At 74.8% G+C, this 18,014-nt stretch carries 16 protein-coding genes; 12 read left to right on the forward strand and 4 right to left on the reverse strand.

Annotated features, from left to right (window positions below):
• Positions 1-49 precede the first annotated feature (49 nt).
• Both ACLQ20_RS12680 and ACLQ20_RS12685 read right to left on the reverse strand, forming a co-directional pair.
• Positions 50-1,312: a nucleotide sugar dehydrogenase gene (locus ACLQ20_RS12680; protein WP_151455278.1), complete on the reverse strand. Its 1,263-nt coding sequence runs from the start codon at positions 1,310-1,312 to the stop codon at positions 50-52.
• A 142-nt stretch (positions 1,313-1,454) separates the two neighbouring features.
• Positions 1,455-2,816 (reverse strand): serine/threonine-protein kinase, encoded by a 1,362-nt coding sequence (locus tag ACLQ20_RS12685; protein ID WP_151455279.1) that lies wholly within the window; start codon positions 2,814-2,816, stop codon positions 1,455-1,457.
• A gap of 548 nt (positions 2,817-3,364) precedes the next feature.
• Here ACLQ20_RS12685 and ACLQ20_RS12690 point away from each other — a divergent pair.
• From ACLQ20_RS12690 to ACLQ20_RS12730, 9 genes are all read left to right on the forward strand, one after another.
• A complete protein-coding gene (locus ACLQ20_RS12690; protein ID WP_132234556.1) occupies positions 3,365-3,994 on the forward strand; it encodes an RNA polymerase sigma factor in 630 nt (209 codons plus the stop codon).
• A gap of 16 nt (positions 3,995-4,010) precedes the next feature.
• A complete protein-coding gene (locus tag ACLQ20_RS12695; protein ID WP_425855603.1) occupies positions 4,011-4,766 on the forward strand; it encodes a hypothetical protein in 756 nt (251 codons plus the stop codon).
• A gap of 204 nt (positions 4,767-4,970) precedes the next feature.
• Positions 4,971-6,203, forward strand: coding sequence for an ergothioneine biosynthesis glutamate--cysteine ligase EgtA (gene egtA / locus ACLQ20_RS12700; protein WP_425855604.1), 1,233 nt, complete (start codon positions 4,971-4,973; stop codon positions 6,201-6,203).
• On the forward strand, positions 6,200-7,537 hold the full coding sequence (egtB, locus tag ACLQ20_RS12705; RefSeq protein ID WP_425855606.1) for an ergothioneine biosynthesis protein EgtB: 1,338 nt from the start codon (positions 6,200-6,202) through the stop codon (positions 7,535-7,537). Before egtA ends, egtB begins: the two co-directional genes overlap by 4 nt.
• A gap of 121 nt (positions 7,538-7,658) precedes the next feature.
• Positions 7,659-8,405 (forward strand): ergothioneine biosynthesis protein EgtC, encoded by a 747-nt coding sequence (gene egtC, locus ACLQ20_RS12710; RefSeq protein ID WP_151455141.1) that lies wholly within the window; start codon positions 7,659-7,661, stop codon positions 8,403-8,405.
• A 45-nt stretch (positions 8,406-8,450) separates the two neighbouring features.
• On the forward strand, positions 8,451-9,416 hold the full coding sequence (gene egtD, locus ACLQ20_RS12715) for an L-histidine N(alpha)-methyltransferase (RefSeq protein ID WP_425855609.1): 966 nt from the start codon (positions 8,451-8,453) through the stop codon (positions 9,414-9,416).
• Positions 9,417-9,676: 260 nt separating this feature from the next.
• The gene (locus ACLQ20_RS12720; protein WP_151455156.1) at positions 9,677-10,264 is read left to right on the forward strand and encodes a TMEM165/GDT1 family protein; all 588 of its coding nucleotides are present in this window, start codon (positions 9,677-9,679) and stop codon (positions 10,262-10,264) included.
• Positions 10,265-10,302: 38 nt separating this feature from the next.
• Positions 10,303-10,665 (forward strand): DUF1622 domain-containing protein, encoded by a 363-nt coding sequence (locus tag ACLQ20_RS12725; RefSeq protein ID WP_151455143.1) that lies wholly within the window; start codon positions 10,303-10,305, stop codon positions 10,663-10,665.
• A complete protein-coding gene (locus ACLQ20_RS12730) occupies positions 10,662-10,976 on the forward strand; it encodes a hypothetical protein (RefSeq protein ID WP_192581429.1) in 315 nt (104 codons plus the stop codon). The genes ACLQ20_RS12725 and ACLQ20_RS12730 overlap by 4 nt, the downstream gene beginning before the upstream one ends.
• A gap of 102 nt (positions 10,977-11,078) precedes the next feature.
• Here ACLQ20_RS12730 and nhaA read toward each other — a convergent pair whose 3' ends face one another.
• Entirely contained in the window at positions 11,079-12,401 is a 1,323-nt protein-coding gene (gene nhaA / locus ACLQ20_RS12735) for a Na+/H+ antiporter NhaA (protein WP_151455144.1), read from the reverse strand.
• Positions 12,402-12,733: 332 nt separating this feature from the next.
• Between nhaA and ACLQ20_RS12740 the strand changes: the two genes are divergently transcribed.
• Entirely contained in the window at positions 12,734-14,191 is a 1,458-nt protein-coding gene (locus tag ACLQ20_RS12740; protein WP_425855613.1) for a polysaccharide biosynthesis tyrosine autokinase, read from the forward strand.
• On the opposite strand, the gene ACLQ20_RS12745 is transcribed toward ACLQ20_RS12740, so the two are convergent.
• Positions 14,172-14,726, reverse strand: a complete 555-nt coding sequence (locus ACLQ20_RS12745; RefSeq protein ID WP_151455146.1) for a low molecular weight phosphatase family protein — start codon at positions 14,724-14,726, stop codon at positions 14,172-14,174. The two genes, ACLQ20_RS12740 and ACLQ20_RS12745, sit on opposite strands and share 20 nt — an antisense overlap.
• 162 nt (positions 14,727-14,888) lie before the next feature.
• Here ACLQ20_RS12745 and ACLQ20_RS12750 point away from each other — a divergent pair, with 162 nt between their 5' ends.
• Both ACLQ20_RS12750 and ACLQ20_RS12755 read left to right on the forward strand, forming a co-directional pair.
• Entirely contained in the window at positions 14,889-16,112 is a 1,224-nt protein-coding gene (locus tag ACLQ20_RS12750) for a glycosyltransferase family 4 protein (protein WP_358121909.1), read from the forward strand.
• Between the two features lie 120 nt (positions 16,113-16,232).
• Positions 16,233-18,011: a DUF4012 domain-containing protein gene (locus ACLQ20_RS12755; protein ID WP_425855614.1), complete on the forward strand. Its 1,779-nt coding sequence runs from the start codon at positions 16,233-16,235 to the stop codon at positions 18,009-18,011.
• The last annotated feature ends 3 nt before the right edge of the window (positions 18,012-18,014 follow it).

The raw sequence follows: 18,014 nt of genomic DNA on the forward strand, positions 1-18,014 counted from the left end.
CCGGTCCCGTCGCCCGTCCGGGTGACGGGACCGGCCAGCGGTGCCGGGTCTACAGGCGTTCCACCACCGGGCCGGCACACCGGTTGCGGGTGTCGAAGACGTACCGGGCGTGCCGGGTCACCAGGTCGTAGTCGAAGTCGTCGTGGTCGGTGACCACCACCACCGCGTCCGCCGCCCGGACCTCCCGCTCGGTCAGCTCCACCACGAGCACACCGCCCGGGATCTGGTGCGGCTCCGCGTACGGCTCCACCGCCCGGACGTCCGCGCCGAGGGCCTGCAGGCGCTGGGCCACGTCGACGGCGGGGGAGTCCCGCATGTCACCGGTGTTCTTCTTGTACGCCAGCCCGAGCAGCAGCAGCCGGGCCCCGCTGACGGCACGACCGGCCCGGTTCAGCCCGTTCATGACCCGTCGGGCCACGTGCTCGGGCATCTCGTGGTTGACGTCGTTGGCCAGCTCGATGAACCGGAACTGCCGCCCGAGGCGCCGCTTGACCTGCCAGGACAGGTAGCACGGGTCGATCGGCAGGCAGTGCCCGCCGACCCCCGGGCCGGGCCGGAACGGCATGAAGCCGAACGGCTTGCTCTCCGCCGCCTCGATCGCCTGCCAGACGTCGATGTCGAGGTGGTGGGAGAGCATCGTCAGCTCGTTGATCAGGGCGATGTTCACCTGGCGGAACGTGTTCTCGATCAGCTTGGTCAGCTCCGCCACCCGGGTGGAGTCCACCGGCACGGTCCGTTCCACGAGCCGGCGGTAGAACCCGTCCACCCGGGCGAGCGCGACCGCGTCCATCCCGGAGACCACCTTCGGGGTGTTCTCCAGGCGCCAGGTCGGGTTGCCCGGGTCGATCCGCTCGGGGCTGTAGCCCAGGTGGAAGTCGCCCGGGCTGAGCAGCCCGCTGGCCGACTCCAGCAGCGGGCGCAGCAGCTCCTCCGTGGTGCCGGGATAGGTGGTGGACTCCAGGATCACCGTGCAGCCCGGCCGCACGTACGGGCCGATGCCGACGCCGGCCTGCTCCACGAAGCTGAGGTCGGGCGTGCCGTCGCGCAGCGGCGTGGGCACCGTGATCACGCAGATGTCGAAGCCCTCCGCGTCGGTGTACGCCGTGCTCGGCCGGTACCGGCCGCTGCCCAGCGCGCGGCCCAGCCGGTCGGCGGGGATGTCCTCGACGAACGACTCGCCCGACGCGAGCCGCTTGACCCGGTCGGAGTCGACGTCGAGGCCGACCACGTCCAGGCCGGCCTCGACGGCTCGCATGGCCAGCGGCAGGCCGACGTATCCCTGGCCGATGACGACCAACTTCTCAACGCTCACCCGGGCTCCTGAGGCAGAGGGCGGAAAGTGCCTGCTGGGGAGCCTAGAGTGATTTCTGTGCCCGTACGTCCGGTTTGGGGTTATCGGTGCCAGTGGGACCGGCGTGGCGTCACCACGGGATCACGCGGCCGGGCGCCGGCGCTCAGACCGCAGGCGGATTGGCCGGCTCGACCGGGGTGGTCTGGGTCGGGGTCGGCTCCGTCGGCGGCGTGGTCTGCGTCGGGGCGGTGCTGGTGCTGGGCGTGGCCACCGGCGGATCGTCGGTCTTGGTGGGATCCGGCGACTCCGGAGCCGCCGACCCGCTCGGCTGGGGCGAGACCGGCGGCGCGGTGGCCGACGGCGAGGGGCTGGCGGTGGAGCCGGTGGGCCGGAACGGCCGCCCGGGGTCGACGGGGGCGTCCTCCTGCTTCACCGGCGCCTCGGCGCCGCCGCTCGGCTCCGCGGCCGGAGTGGTCGCCTGCGGGACCTTGACCGCCGGCGCGTCGGCCTCGCGCGACGCGCCGAGCGCCGCGCCGAGGCCGGCCAGCGCCACCAGCACCGCCGTGGCCGCGCCGACCAGGGTGCCGCGTCGCCTCCGGCGGGCCACGGTCGCGGCGACCGGCACGTCGGTGCGGGTGCCCGGGTCGACGCCGCCCGCCGCCGCGGCGGCGGGCACCATGGCGGTCGGCGCGGAGGGGTCGGACACGGCGGCGCGGGCGGCCTCGGCCATCGCCGCCGCGCTGCTGAACCGGTCGGCCGGATCCTTGGCCAGGGCGCGGGAGACCAGCGCGCGGACCGCCTCCGGAACGTCGTGCGGCAACTCCGGCGGCTCGTCGTCGAGGTGGCGCACGGCGACCTGCAGCGGGTTGTCGCCGGTGAACGGCGGGCTGCCGCTCAGGCAGCAGTAGGTCACCGCGCCGAGGGCGTAGATGTCGGTCGCGCCGGACACCGGCCGGCCGGCGGCCTGCTCCGGCGCCATGTAGAGCGCGGTGCCCGGCACGGCGTTCGTGCTGGTGATGCTGGTGATGTTGGTCGACCGGGCGACGCCGAAGTCGACCAGCACGACACTGCCGTCCTCCTGCACCAGCAGGTTGCTCGGCTTGACGTCGCGGTGCACGATCCCGCCGAGGTGCGCGGCGTGCAGCGCCTGCGCGACCTGCGCGACGATCGCCATCGTCTCGGCCACGTCGAGACGCCCGACGGCCTCGATGCGCTTGGACAGCGGCTGGCCGGTCACGAACTCCATGACCAGGTAGTCGGCCCGCCCGCCGTCGGGCAGGTCGTCCTCGCCGCTGTCGAAGACCTGGACGATGCCCGGGTGGCGCAGGGCGGCCATGATCCGGGCCTCGGCACGGAAGCGGGCGATGAAGTCGGGGTCGGAGACCAGCGCCGGCAGCAGGACCTTGACCGCGACCTGTCGGCCGAGGACGAGGTCCTTGCCCCGCCAGACGTCGCCCATGCCGCCCGTGGCGACACGCTCGTCCAGGCGGTAGCGACCGCTGAGTACGACCTCCGATGACAACACAGCATTACCGTACCCAGGCTGGCGGGGATCGGCGCGCCGCGTGCCGTCGGGTCGGCCCGCGCCGACCGCGCGGTGGGGGCGGCGGGACCGTACCCGCCTCGGATAGGCTGTGAGCGTCCGTGGACCGTGTGTGACGACATTCCCCCCATGCCCGTCGTGGGCTGGTCGAATGCGCCGCCGCCCGCGCCCGTCGGCAGGGTGCAGCGTCCCGGGCCGCCGCGCCGTTACGGCGACCGACCGGCCGAACGGCTAGATAATTCTCACTCTTCTGCCCACCGGAGCGGGCTTGCCCGATCGACCCGGCGCTCCTAGCGTTAGCCCGACTCGGGCCCGCCCCACGGCGTCGCCGCGGCACCTGCGCCACCGGCCGTGCCGCCACGGCAGGAGTCCAGACGTACCGTCCGGGCGACGCGGTCCCGGGCGTGATCAGGTCAGCGGGGGGCTGAGGGTGCGGGATCAGGTCCGTCTGCCGGACCGTGCTTGCCTCGCGCACGCCCACGTGGGCGTGCGCCGCCTGTGCGTGTCCACGGCACGGAAGCGGCGACCACATGGCCGGTGAGCTGAACGAGGCCGTCGTGGCGGCGCAGGCCGGCGACGAGGACGCCTTCCGCTTCCTCTACCGCAGCCTCCAGCCCGGCCTGCTTCGATACCTGACCGCCCTGGTCGGCGCGGACGCCGAGGACGTCGCCTCGGAGACCTGGTTGCAGGTCTCCCGCGACCTGCCCAGCTTCACCGGCGGCGAGTTCCGGGCCTGGACCGTCACCATCGCCCGCAACCGGGCCATGGACCACCTGCGCCGGCAGCGCCGTCGTCCCTCGCTGCCCGTGCCGGTGCAGGCGCTCGCCGAACTGGCCGGCGACGCCGACACGGCCGAACGGGCCGGCGAGACGATCGGCACCGAGGCGGCGCTCGCGCTGATCGCCACCCTGCCGCCCCGCGAGGCCGAGGCCGTTCTGCTGCGCGCCGTCGTCGGGCTGGACGCCGAGACCGCCGGGCGGGTACTCGGTCGCCGGGCCGGTGCCGTGCGTACCGCCGCCCACCGGGGGCTGCGCCGGCTCGCCGTCCTGATGGAACGCTACGACCCGAGCCGGTCGCCGGCCGCCCCCGAGGCCGCCGCGGCGCCCCGACCGCGTACCGGCCGGCGGCAGGCGTCGCACGCCGAACCGGCGGACGGTTGACGTGAGGGGATCCAGGATGTTCTTTCGCCGGACCGAGCGGCCCGCCGACCCCGGCGCGTCCGACCGGCTCCTCGACGCCGCCCGCGCGGATGCCTCCCGTACGCCGGACGCCGAGCCGCTCGCCCGGCTGCTCTCCGCCGCCGCCGCCCCCGCCCGCCCCGGCGAACTGGCCGGGGAGGAGGACGCCCTGGCGGCCTTCCGGGCGGCGCGTGCGGCCGGCCCCGCCGCCGGAGCCGTCCCGTCGCCACGCCGGCGCCGGTTCACCGCCGGCGCCATGGCCTGGGGCGCGGGGATCGCGGTCACCGCGACCGCGGGCGCCGCCTTCGCCGCCGTCACGCTGGAGCGGGCCGACGACCCGGCCCCGCCGCCCCGCCCCACCACCCCGGCGCCGGCGACCACGGGCCCGCATCGGGACGGAACGACCGGAGACACCGGTGGCCGTCCCACCGGGACCCCGCCCCACCCCTCCGCCACCCCGACCTCGGGCGCACCCGCCCCCGGCAGCACCGCCGGCGACGCGCCGGGATCGCCCCAGCAGCGCACCGGACAACTGCACGGACTCTGCCGTGCGTACCTGGCCAAGAAGCCGGCGCAGCGGGAGAAGGCCCTGGACACCCCCTCGTTCGCGCGCCTGGTGGCCGCGGCGGGCGGCCGGGAGCAGGTCGAAGGCTTCTGCGGGGAACTGCTGCCCGAGGTGGCGGCGAAGGAGTCGCCGGACAAGCCGCCGAAGAAGGGGTCGAGCCCGACCCCGTCTCCTACCCCGACCGACTGACGCCCCTCGCGGTCGGTCCCGGCCGCTGATTCTCCCGGCCCGTCGCGACGGGTCGGGACCGCCGTTTCCGCTGCACGTTCCGGCCGGCCGCGCGGAATTCGTCTGCTAGACAGGAGTGGGTGGGGCCACCGACGCCCGCGCCGATGACGGTGGGTGGCGTTACGGTGACACCGAACGGAAGTCGGCCGGGAAGGGGGCCATGCCGTGGTGACATCGCCGGAGCTCGACCGGACCACCGTCCTGCGGGAGTCCGCCGCCGCCGAGGGCCACCTCGCGCGCATCTGCTTCAAGACCGGCCCACCGACCCACACCGGCGTCGAACTCGAATGGACCGTGCACGACGCCGCCGACCCCGCCCGCCCGGTCGACGGCGAGCGGCTCCGGGCGGCCCTGGGGCGACACAGCCCCCGCACCCTCGACCGCGCGAGCCCCGCCGAGCCGCTCCCGCACGGTGGCACCGTGACCGTGGAGCCCGGCGGGCAGTTGGAGATCTCCACCGCGCCACGCACCTCGCTCGCCACCCTCATCCACGCCACCGACGGCGACATCGCCGTGCTGACCGGCCTGCTCGACGCCGCCGGGCTGGTCCTCGGGCGCAGCGGCATAGACCCGCACCGGCCGCCCCGCCCGGTGGTCGAGGGCCCCCGCTACCGCGCCATGCGCCACGTCTTCGACCGGCGCGGCCCGGCCGGCCGGACGATGATGTACAGCACCGCCGGTCTCCAGGTCTGCCTGGACGCCGGGGAGCCGGCACACCTGCCGGAGCGCTGGGCGGCGGTGCACGCGCTCGGGCCGCCCCTGCTGGCCGCGTTCGCCACGGCCGACCGGCACGCCGGGCACAGCACCGGCTGGGCGTCCGCCCGGATGGCCGCCTGGTACGGCATCGACCCGGCCCGCACCCGTCCCGTGTGGACGCCGGAGGCCGACGCCGACCCGGTCACGGCCTGGACCAGTTACGTCCTCGCCGCGCCACTGCTCTGCGTACGCGGCGACGGCCCGGACTGGACGCCGCCGCCGGGGATCACGTTCGCCGACTGGGTCGACGGGGCGCTGCCCCGACCGCCCACCACCGACGACCTCGACTACCACGTGAGCACCCTCTTCCCGCCGGTGCGACCCCGGGGCTACCTGGAATTGCGCTACCTCGACACGCAGCCCGGCCGGGGCTGGGTGCTCCCACTCGCGGTGCTGGCCGTCCTGCTCGCCGACCCGGGCACGGTCCGCGCGGCCCGCGCCGTCGCCGGGCCGGTGGCGCACCGGTGGCACGCCGCCGCCCGCCACGGCCTGCGCGACCCGGCGCTGGCCGCCGCGGCGGCGGACCTGTTCGACCTGGCCCTCGCGGCCCTGCCCCGGCTCGACCTGCCGGCGGCCCTGCACGACGACATCGACCGAGGCGTACGGCGGCGACGCGACGCCGCGGGGAGGAGTCACCGGTGACCGGAACGACCACGCGCCCGGCGGGCCCGGAGCAGTTGCGCAGCCGGATCGCGGCGGAACTCGACCGCACCCGCGCCCGCACCGCCCTGCTGACCGAGGCGGTCGACGAGGCCGACCTGACGCGGCAGCACTCGCCGCTGATGTCCCCGCTGGTCTGGGACCTCGCCCACGTGGGCAACCAGGAGGAACTCTGGCTGGTCCGGGACGTGGGTGGGCGCGAACCCGTCCGGCGGGACATCGACGACCTGTACGACGCGTTCAAGCAGCCCCGCCGGGACCGCCCGGCGCTGCCGCTGCTGCCCCCGCAGGAGGCCCGCGCCTACCTGCTCACCGTCCGGGACAAGGTGCTCGACCTGCTGGACCGGGTCGCGTTCACCGAGCGGCCGCTGGTCGCCGACGGCTTCGCCTTCGGCATGATCGTGCAGCACGAGCAGCAGCACGACGAGACGATGCTCGCCACCCACCAGTTGCGCGCCGGCCCGGCGGTGCTGCACGCCCCGCCGCCGCCGGAACCGACGGTCCGGGTCGACGGCGAGGTGCTGGTGCCGGCCGGCGAGTTCACCATGGGCACCGACACCGACCCGTGGGCGCTGGACAACGAGCGGCCCGCCCACCGGGTCCACCTGCCGGCGTACGTCATCGACGCCGCGCCGGTGACCAACGGGCGCTACCGCGAGTTCATCGCCGACGGCGGCTACGACGACCCGCGCTGGTGGAGCCCGGCCGGCTGGCGGCACCGCCGGGAGGCGGAGCTGGTCGCGCCGATGCACTGGCGACGCGACGGCGACGGCTGGGCCTACCGGCGGTTCGGGCGGTGGGCGCCGGTCCGCGACGACGAGCCGGTGGTGCACGTCTGCTACCACGAGGCGCGGGCGTACGCGGCCTGGGCCGGCAAGCGGCTGCCGACCGAGGCGGAGTGGGAGAAGGCGGCCCGCTGGGACCCCGCCTCCGGTCGCTCCCGCCGCTACCCGTGGGGCGACGACGACCCCACCGCCGAGCACGCCAACCTGGGCCAGCGGCACCTGTGGCCCGCGCCGGTGGGCGCCTACCCGGCCGGCGCCTCGCCGCTGGGCGTGCACCAGCTCATCGGCGACGTGTGGGAGTGGACCTCCACGCCGTTCCGGGGGCACCCGGGCTTCACCGCGTTCCCCTACCGCGAATACTCGGAGGTCTTCTTCGGCGACGACCACCGGGTGCTGCGCGGCGGGTCGTTCGGCACCGACCGGGCCGCCTGCCGGGGCACCTTCCGCAACTGGGACTTCCCGATCCGGCGGCAGATCTTCAGTGGTTTCCGCTGCGCGCGGGACGCCCGGCCGGAGGAGTCGCAGCCGTGACGACGGGGCGGCCGGACGGTTGGGCCGGAGCAGGCACCCCGTTCCGGGGCCGGCCCCCGGGGCGGGGCGACATCGGCGGCCGGCGCCCGGGCCGCCCCGCCGGGCCGGGCGGTGTCGCCTGATGTGTCGCCACCTGGCCTACCTGGGGCCGCCGGTCACCCTGCGGGAGCTGCTGTTCGACCCGCCGTACTCGCTCGTGCGGCAGTCCTGGGCGCCCCGCGACATGCGCGGCGGCGGGACGATCAACGCCGACGGCTTCGGCGTCGGCTGGTACCCGGGCGACGGTGAGCCGGTGCGCTACCGGCGGTCGCAGCCCATCTGGAGCGACCCGACCATCGCCCAGCTCGCGCAGGTCACCTCGGCCGGCGCGGTGCTGGCCGCCGTCCGCTCCGCCACGGTGGGCATGGCGGTCCTCGACGGGGCCGCCGCCCCGTTCGCCGAGGGGCGCTGGCTGTTCAGCCACAACGGGGTGGTGCGGGGCTGGCCCGACTCGATGGTCGCGCTCGCCGCCACCCTGCCCGTACGCGACCTGCTCACCCTCGACGCGGCCACCGACTCGGCGCTGGTGTGGGCGCTGGTGCGGCACCGGCTGCGGGCCGGGGTGAAGCCGGCGCGCGCGGTCGCCGAGACCGTGACGGCGGTGGCCGGGGCCGCGCCCGGGTCCCGGCTCAACCTGCTGCTCACCGACGGGCGCACGGTGGTGGCCAGCGTGGCCGGGCACGCGCTGTCGATCCGCGCGACGCCGGCCTCGGTGCTGCTGGCGTCCGAGCCGCACGACGACGACCCCGGCTGGCAGGCGGTGCCGGAGGGGCAACTGGTGGAGGCCACGGCGACGGGGGTACGCGTCCGCGCCCTCGCCGAGGTCTGACCGCCGGCCGACAGGGACGTTCCACCCGACGACGAAGGGGATGACATGAGCGCGGAGCCGCTGGAGATCCACCTGGAGGAGCAGGACCTGGGCCGCAGCCTGCGGGAGGACGTCCGCACCGGCCTGACGGCCGACGAGAAGTGGCTGCCCCCCAAGTGGTTCTACGACGCCCGCGGCAGCGAGCTGTTCGAGGAGATCACCCGCCTGCCGGAGTACTACCCGACCCGGGCCGAGCGGGCGGTGCTGGCCGAACGGGCGGCCACGATCGCCGAGCTGACCGGGGCGAAGACGCTGATCGAGCTCGGTTCGGGCTCGTCGGAGAAGACCCGGCTGCTGCTGGACGCGTTCACCCGCCGGGGCGGGCTCGGCACGTTCGTGCCGCTGGACGTGTCGGTCAGCGCGCTGCGGCAGTCCACCGCCGAGATCGCTGCCGACTACCCCGGGCTGCGGGTGCGCGGCATCGTGGGGGACTTCACCCGCCACCTGGACCGCCTGCCGACCGGAGGGCGCCGGCTGGTGCTCTTCCTGGGCGGCACGATCGGCAACCTCCTGCCGGTCGAGCGGGCGCGGTTCCTCGCCGCGATGCGGGCCGCGCTGGAGCCGGGGGACTGGCTGCTGATCGGCACCGACCTGGTCAAGGACCCGGCGGTGGTGGTGCCGGCGTACGACGACTCGGCCGGGGTCACCGCCGAGTTCAACCGCAACGTGCTGCGGGTGGTCAACCGGGAGTTGGGCGCCGACTTCGATCCCGCGGGGTTCGCCCACGTCGCGCTCTGGGACGCCGAGCGGGAGTGGATCGAGATGCGGCTGCGGGCGCGGCGGCCGATGCGCGTACGGGTGCTGGACCTGGCGGTCACCTTCGCCGAGGGCGAGGAGCTGCGCACGGAGGTGTCGGCGAAGTTCCGGCCCGAGGGGATCGCCGCCGAACTGGGCTCGGCCGGCTTCGCCGCCCACGACTTCTGGACCGATTTGGCCGGCCTCTTCGGCGTCACCCTGGCCCGCGCCGATTGACCGGTGGGCCGCGCCAGGTGACCGGCGGGGTCGCCGGCGGGTGAGCATCTTCACCCGCCGGAGCCGGCCCGACCGGTGATCGGCTAGGCTGGGCGACGCGAAGGGGAGTAGCCCCCAATGTCGTGGTCGACACACTGGTGCGTTCCGCATCCGGCCACGCGGCCTCGTCATCCGAGGCGGGCGAGACCTTCGACCCAGGCTGTTGCAGCCGGGTCGAGGGCGCCCCCGTACCTCCTCCCGGCATGATCCGGAAGGATGTCATGGAAGGTTTCCTCGTCGCGCTGGTCGTCAGCTTCGGCGTCATCTTCGTCGCCGAGCTGGGGGACAAGTCCCAGCTGATGGCCCTGACCTTCGCCACCCGCTTCAAGACCGTGCCGGTCCTGATCGGGATCACCATCGCCACCGCCGTGGTGCACCTGGCCTCGGTGGCGATCGGCTACGGGCTCGGCGCCGCGCTGCCGACGGAGTGGATCTCGCTCGTCGCGGGCCTGGCGTTCCTCGGTTTCGGCGCGTGGACCCTGCGCGGTGACTCGCTCACCGAGGAGGAGAAGCGCAAGGCCGAGAAGAGCAGCAAGTCCGCCATCGTCGCGGTGTCGGTCGCGTTCTTCCTGGCCGAGCTGGGCGACAAGACCATGCTCGCCACCATCACCCTCGCCACCCAGTACGGCTGGTTCGGCACCTGGCTCGGCTCGACGATCGGCATGGTGGCGGCGGACGCGCTCGCCATCCTCGTCGGGCGGATGCTCGGCAAGCGGCTGCCCGAGAAGACCATCAAGTACGGCGCCGCGGTGCTCTTCGCGATCTGCGGGCTCTGGCTGATCCTGGAGGCCGTCACGCAGCTCACCTGACGCCGACTACCGCCGTGCTGGCCGGGTAACGGCAGCGGATGGGCGTCGAGGAGATCCTGCGCCACGGCTACCAGGGCCTGGTCACGGCGGTGGAGGTCGCCGGGGCGGTGGTCATCTTCGTCGGGGCGGCGTGGGCGGCGCTGCGGTTCGTGGTCGAGGGACTGCGGCACCGCAGCGCCGCCGTGTTCACCCCGATCCGGCTCTCCCTGGGGCGGTTCCTCACCCTCGGGCTGGAGTTCCAGCTCGCGGCGGACATCCTGCGTACGGCGGTCTCGCCGACCTTCACCCAGATCGGTCAGCTGGCGGCCATCGCGGCGATCCGGACCGCGCTGAACTACTTCCTCGGCCGGGAGATCCGCCAGGAGCAGCAGCAGGTCCGGGAGTCGGAGCGCGCCCGTTGATCCGTGTCCTGGTCACCGCCACCACCGCCCTCGCCACCCTGGCCGGGCTGGCGGTGCTGCTCGGCACGGGATCCTGGCGGTGCGCGATGCGGGTGCTGCTGGACCTGCTGACCGCCGCCGGGCTGCTGCGGCTGGCCGGCGGCCAGGGCTGGACGGCCCTGGCCGCGGCGGCGGCGATCGTCCTGCTGCGCCGGCTGCTCTGGGCCGCGCTCACCGCCAGCGGGCCGACCGGACCGCCGGGGCGGCTCCGACCTCCGCCGGCGCCGGACGCGGCCAAATGGCCGACGCCGGGCCGGCACCGCCAGCAGTAACGGCAGGCCCGGCGACCGCCCGGCGGCCCGGCCCGGCGCGGCGACCGGCGCTGAGCGAGCCGTGCCCGGTGCGGTGCCTCGTCCGGGGGCGCGGCGGCCGGTTCAGCCCTGCCCGCGCTGGTAGACGTCCGGCACGCCGTCGCGGTCGGCGTCCACCCGCTCCGCCTCGGCGATCCGCCGGTAGGCGGCGTTGCGCCGCATCAACACGACCGTGGCGAGCAGCGCGGAGATCACCGAGCCGGTCAGCACGGCCGCCTTGACGTTGCCGGCGGCGGCGCTGCCGGGGCCGAACGCGAGTTCGCCGATCAGCAGGGAGACGGTGAACCCGATCCCGGCGAGCAGCGCCACGCCGAGCAGGTCCGTCCAGGTGATGTCCTCGTCGAGCTGCGCTCGGGTGAACCGGGCGAGCAGGAACGTCGAGCCGAAGATCCCGATGACCTTGCCGAGCACCAGACCGGCGACGACGCCGATCACGATCGGGTCGGTGACGATGGCCCCCAGGTCGGCGCCCCGCAGCGACACCCCGGCCGCGAAGAACGCGAAGATCGGCACGGCGAAACCGGCCGAGATGGGGCGCCAGCGGTGCTCCAGGTGCTCGGCGAGCCCGTGCGCGTCGCCGGCCTTGCCCCGCAGGACGGGCACGGTGAAGCCCAGCAGGACGCCCGCCACGGTGGCGTGTACCCCGGAGGCGTGCATGAGGACCCACGCGGTGGCCGCCAACGGGATCAGCGCCCACCACCACGTCTTGCGCCGCTGCACGAGCAGGCCGAAGAGGGCGATGGGGACCAGGGCGGCGAGCAGCGGCAGCGGGCTGAAGTCGGCGGTGTAGAAGATCGCGATGATGGTGATGGCGAGCAGGTCGTCGACCACCGCCAGGGTCAGCAGGAAGGCGCGCAGGCCCTGCGGCAGGTGCGAGCCGATGACCGCGAGGACGGCGAGGGCGAAGGCGATGTCCGTCGCGGTGGGGATGGCCCACCCCCGCAGCCCGTCCCCGCCGGCGGCGAGGTTGATCCCGAGGTAGATCAGGGCGGGCGCCGCCATGCCGCCGACCGCCGCGATCACGGGCAGCGCCGCCCGGCGAGGGTCGCGCAGGTCGCCCGCGACGAACTCGCGCTTGAGTTCGAGCCCGACGACGAAGAAGAAGATCGCCAGGAGGCCGTCGGCGGCCCAGGCGGCGAGGTCCAGGTCCAGGTGCAGGGCTGCCCCGTCCGACCAGGGCACCCACGCGCCGAGGGCGGCGTAGGAGGACCCCCAGGGCGAGTTGGCCCAGACCAGCGCGACCACCGCGCCGAGCAGCAGGAGGCCGCCGCCGACGGTCTCGGTCCGCAGCACGTCGGCCAGGAACCGGGCCTCCGGCCAGGACGTACGCGAGAAGAAGCGGCGGGGCGGGCGGGGTCGGTCGGCGTGCGGGGCGCGGTTGGTCATGCGCGGGATTCACCTTGTCTCGGGCAGCAGGGGTCGACGCCGACCAGGCTTCCCGGCACACCGTTGTCGACCCTATCCAGCGGCGCCGCGACCGGCGAGCCGGGAGGGGCGATTGCCGGCCTCGTCACGTCCGGTCGCCTTCCCCCCGCCACCCGGGACGCCGTCCGCCCGTTTGTCCGGTGGTGGGTCGGGCGCCGATGTCAAGGGGTGAAAATACGTAACTCGGGACATAAGGCGTATGAGTCGCTTTAATGGTTTCACGAGATTAAGTCGACCTTGGGGGTTTTCGTGAAGTTCTTTGGCGTTACCGGCCTGGTACGGAGGCGCGCCTGATGGACCTGTACCGCCAACTCCGCCTCGTGCGCCGGCACTGGTGGATCGTGCTCCTCACCGTCATGGTCGCGCTCGGCGTCACCGCCCTCGTCACCGTCCGGGCGCAGCCCCGCTACGTCGCGTCGGTGACCTTCTTCGTCACCACGCCCAGCCAGGGCGTCACCGACGCCTACCAGGGCGGCCTCTTCCTCCAGCAGCGGGTCAAGTCCTACGCGGAACTGCTGACCAGCGACCGCCTCGCGCAGAGCGTCGTCGCCGAGGCTCCGGTCGGGCTCACCGCCGAGGAGGTCCAGCGCCGGGTCAGCACCTCCACCGAGACCGGCACCGTGCTGCTGCGCGCGTCGGTGACCGACACGGACCAGAGCCGCGCCCTGAAGGTCACCGAGGTGCTCTCCGCGCAGTTCGTCCAGCTGGTGCAGAAGGTGGAGACGACCCAGGACGGCAAGGCCGGGCCGATCAGGATCGAGGTCGTCAGCGGGCCCCGGGTCACCCCGACGCCCGTCTCGCCGCAGCCGGTCCGCAACTTCGCCGTCGGTACGCTGCTCGGCCTGCTCGCCGGCGTGGGCCTGGCGATCCTGCGCGGGGTCGCCGACGTCCGCCTGCGCGACGCCGCCGGCCTCCGGCGTACCACCGGCAGCCCGCTGCTCGGCGAGATCCCCTTCGAGAGCACCGCGAAGTCGGAGCCGTTGATCGTCGGCGCGGCGGCGAACTCCGCCCGGGCCGAGGCGGTGCGCAAGCTGCGCACCAACCTGCGCTTCGTCGACGTGCACGAGCCCGCCCGCGTCATCGCGGTCACCAGCGCCCTGCAGGGCGAGGGCAAGACGACGCTCTCCTGCAACCTGGCGATCGCCCTGGCCGAGGCCGGCTGGCGGGTGCTGCTGGTCGACGCCGACCTGCGCCGCCCGAAGGTCGCCGACTACCTGGGGCTCGACGCGGGCATCGGGCTGACCGACGTGCTCGTCGGCGACGTCCAGGTCGGCGACGTGGTGCAGCGCTGGGGCGACAAGTCCCTGCTGGTGCTCCCGAGCGGCTCGGCGCCGCCCAACCCCAGCGAGCTGCTCGGCTCCAAGGCGATGGCGGACCTGCTGCTCGCCCTGCGGGAGTCCGCCGACATCGTCATCATCGACACGGCCCCGCTGCTGGCCGTGACGGACGGCGTGGTCGTGGCCGTGCAGGCCGACGGCGCGCTCCTGGTCTCCCAGCAGGGCCGCACCTCCCGCAGCCAGGTGGCGCAGGCCGCCCGCGCGCTGAACTCGGTCTCCGTCCGGCTGCTCGGCTGCGTGCTGAACATGGCGAAGGTGGCGAAGGCGGAGGCGTACCAGTACGAGGCCTACCGGGTGGTCGCCGCCGCGACTCCGGAGGTGCCGGCGGACGCGACCCCGTCCGCCCGGCACGCGGAGCGGGTCGACGGCGTCGTCAGCGACCGTACGCAGGAACTCACCCGGCTGTCGCGATGAGCGCCGCGAGGGGTCGCATCGACCGTTCGATCTCCTCCGCGCAGCGTCGGAAGTCGGCGGCGGTGCCGCCGATCGGGTCCCGCAGGTCGTCCGCGTCCCCGGTGGCGGGTTGCAGCCGCCCCCGGGCGCGGGCGGCGGCCTCGACCGCCGCCCGCAGCGGACCGTCGGCCGGATCCGTCGTCGGTTCGGCGGCCGAGGCCAGCCGGCCGAACTGGCGGAGGGTGAACGTCCGGTGCAGCGCGGCCGGCGCGAGGGCGGTGCACACCGAGCGCTGGCGGCGCGTGGCCGTGAGCACCAGCGTCGCCCCGGCCAGGTGCTCCGGGCGCAGCCGTCGGCTGCGAAAGTCGGTGGGATCCCCGCCGGTCTCGGCCGCCAGGTCCGCCGCGTGCGGGTGCATTCGCAGGTCGTCGACGGCGTCCGTGCCGGCGCTGGCGACCGTCACCGCGCGCCCGGCCAGCAGGCGACGGGCGATGTACTCGGCCATCGGTGACCGGCACAGGTTGGCGTGGCAGACGAACAACACCCGGTCGACCATGCGGACCCCTCTCGTCGGTGCCGTCGCGGACGGTGGCGCCGCGCCGGCGGCCGGCCGTCGGAGCCGGCCGGACGTGGAGGGGATGTCGGCATCGTACGCGGGCCGGACGACTCCGCGGCACGGTGCCGCGCCGAGGAGTCCCGGCCGGACGGAGGCGGGTCGGTGAGGATCGGGATCCTGTCGTACCACTTCCCGCCCGAGCCGGCGTTCATCCCGGGCAGTCTCGCCGAGGAACTCGCCGTCCGGGGGCACGAGGTGAAGGTGCTGACCGGCTTCCCCGACTACCCCGGCGGCCACGTCTACCCGGGCTGGCGGCAGCGCTGGCGGTACGAGACCCACAGCGAGCGGCTGACGGTCCGGCGGGTCCCGCGCTACTCCGCCGGGGACGGTTCGCTCCGCGGCCGGATGGCCGGCCACCTGTCGTTCGCCGGCAGCGCGGCGGTGACCGGGCGGTGGTTCCTGGCCGACGTCGACGCCCTCTACGTCCACCTGCCGCCGGCGAACGCCTTCGCGGCGGCGGGCCTGCTCCGCCTGCTGGGCCGGGTGCCGACCGTCGTGCACGTGCAGGACGTCTGGGCGGAGGACGAGCCGGTCGGGGCCGAGAACGGGCGGTGGGCCGGGCGGATCGCCGCCGCGATGGCGCGGGTCTACCGGGCCGCGGACGGGATCGCGGTCGCCGCGCCGTCGCTGCGCGACCGGGTCGTCGCGGCGGGCGTGGACCCGGCCCGGGTGCGGGTGGTGCTCAACTGGACCGACGAGCGGATCTTCCACCCAGCCCGGCCCAGCCGCGCGGCTCACCGGCTGGTCCGGCGCGACGAGCGGTGCGTGGTGATGCACGCCGGCACCATCGGCGCCCGGCAGGGCCTGGAGACCGCGGTACGGGCGGCGGCGGCGCTGGACCACACCGTGGACCTCGTCCTGGTGGGCTCGGGCGCGGACGAGCGGCGGGTGCGGGGGCTCGCCGCCGACCTGCGGGCCGAGAACGTGCGCTTCGTCGAGCGGCGGTCCCCGCCGGACATGCCGGACCTGTACGCCGCCGCCGACTACCAGCTCGTCATGCTGCGGGACCTGCCCGAGCTGCGCAGCACCCTGCCGGCGAAGCTCCAGGCGGCGTTCTCCTGCGCCGTGCCCGTGGTGGCCTCCGCCGGCGGCGACACCGCGGACCTGGTGGAACGGGCCCGGGCGGGGCTCTCCTGCCCGCCGGGGGACTGGGCGAGCCTCGCCGACCGGTTCTGGCTGGCCGCCACCATCCCGCCACCCGCCCGGGCCGACATGGGCCGGCGCGGCCGGGAGGCGTACCTGCGGGAGATGTCGATGTCGGCGGGTGTGGAGCGGATCGAGCGGCTGCTGTACGAGGCGGCCGCCGGGCGCCCCGGCGCCCGGTGACCCGGCGATCGGGGCTCGCATACCGGTCAACCGCGTCATCTTGGGCGAAAACGATCGTTAGCAGTGTGGAGCGGCAGCGGAACGGGGTCCGCCCGCCGTTCCCCAGGAAGGACGTGTGGTGTGACGGAGAGCGCGAGACCGCGTCGACGACGTGGTCGTTCCCGCCGGCGGCGGCAGCTGCGCCGGGCCCTGCTCGCCGCCCTCGTGGTGGGTTCGCTGCTGTTGCTGACCGGTGGCTGGGTGGGCTTCCGGGGCTGGCAGGCCCGCGCCCACCTGCTCAACGCCGCCGGCCTGGCCCGGGAGCTCAGCGCCCAGGTGGTCGGCGGTGACACCGCCCGGGCGCAGCGCACCCTCGCGGCGCTCCAGGCGCAGTCCGGCAGCGCCCGGGCGGCGACCGGCGACCCCGGCTGGTGGGTCGGTCGGCACGCCCCGTACGCGGGGGACAACCTGGCGGCCGTCCGGCAGATCTCGGTGGCCATCGACGACCTGGCCCGGCAGGCGTTCCCGCCGTTGCTGCGCGCCGACCTGACCAGCCTGGTGCCGGCGGGCGGGCGGCTGGACGTGGGTCGGCTGCGGGCCCTGTCGGCCGAGCTGGCCAGGGTCAACGCCACGGTGCAGGGTGCCCGGGACAGCCTCGCGACGGTGCCCACCGAGGGCCTGGTCGGTCAGGTCCGGCAGGCGCTCGGCGACCTGCGGGGCGAGATCGACCGGCTGGCCGGCCTGACCGCCGCCGCGGACGAGGCCAGCCGGCTGCTGCCGGGGCTGCTGGGCGCCGACGGCCCCCGCACCTACCTGGTGGTCTCCCAGAACCCGGCCGAGCTGCGCGCCACCGGCGGGATGATCGGCGCGTACGCGGTCATCCACGCGGCCGACGGCCGGGTCCGGATGGGGCGGCAGGGCACCAGCAGCACGCTGGGCCGGTTCCAGCCGCCGCTGAAGGTGCCCACCGAGGTGCGCAGCCTCTGGGCCGACCTGCCCGGGATCTATCCGGCCGACGTCAACCTCACCCCGCACTTCCCGACCGCCGCCGCCCTCTACCGGGAGATGTTCCGCCGGCGTACGGGCACCACCGTGGACGGGGTGCTCGCCGTCGACCCGGTGGTGCTGTCGTATCTGCTCAAGGCCACGGGCCCGGTGATGGTGCCCGGGGGTGTCCCGCTGGCCGCCGAGAAGGTCGTGCAGACGGTGCTCAGCGACAGCTACCAGCGGATGGACAACGAGGAACAGGACGCCTTCTTCGCCGCCTCCGCCGCCGCCGTGTTCGACGCGCTGGTCACGAAGAATGTAGACCCGAAGGCGTTGTTGTCCTCATTTGACCGTGCTGTCACTGAACGCCGGATATTGTTCTGGAGTGCCCGAAACGAAGAGCAACGGAGGATCGGCGACAGCCGGTTGGCCGGGGCGCTTCCGGAGAAGGACACCGTGCCCACGGTCGGCGTGTTCCTCAACGACGGCAGCGGCGCGAAGCTCGGCTACTACCTCCGGCCGTCGGCGACCCTGGCGGTCGGCGACTGCCGGCCCGACGGCCGCCGGGAACTCCGACTCCGGGTCACCCTGCGCTCGTCGGCGCCGAAGTCGGGTCTCAGCGAGTCGGTCCTCGGCCTCGGTCTGGCCGGTGACCCGTACACCGTCCGCACGTTGGTGTCGGTGCACAGCCCCGCCGGTGGGGCGGTGCTCGCCGCCCGTCTGGACGGCGTCGAGACGGCGGTGGGCAGCGGCACCGAACGGCGCCGCCAGGTGAGCACCGCCAACGTCGAGGTCGGCCCGGGGGGCTCCCGCACGTTGGAGGTCACCGTCCTGACGGCGACCACCGGCGTCGGTACCGCCGAGCTGTGGCTGACCCCCACCGCCACCCCATGGACCACCCAAGTTGTTTCCGCACCAAGCTGTGATCAGTAGGAG

It is taken from the genome of Micromonospora sp. DT46 (genome assembly GCF_049841735.1).
Taxonomy (GTDB): domain Bacteria; phylum Actinomycetota; class Actinomycetes; order Mycobacteriales; family Micromonosporaceae; genus Micromonospora; species Micromonospora reichwaldensis.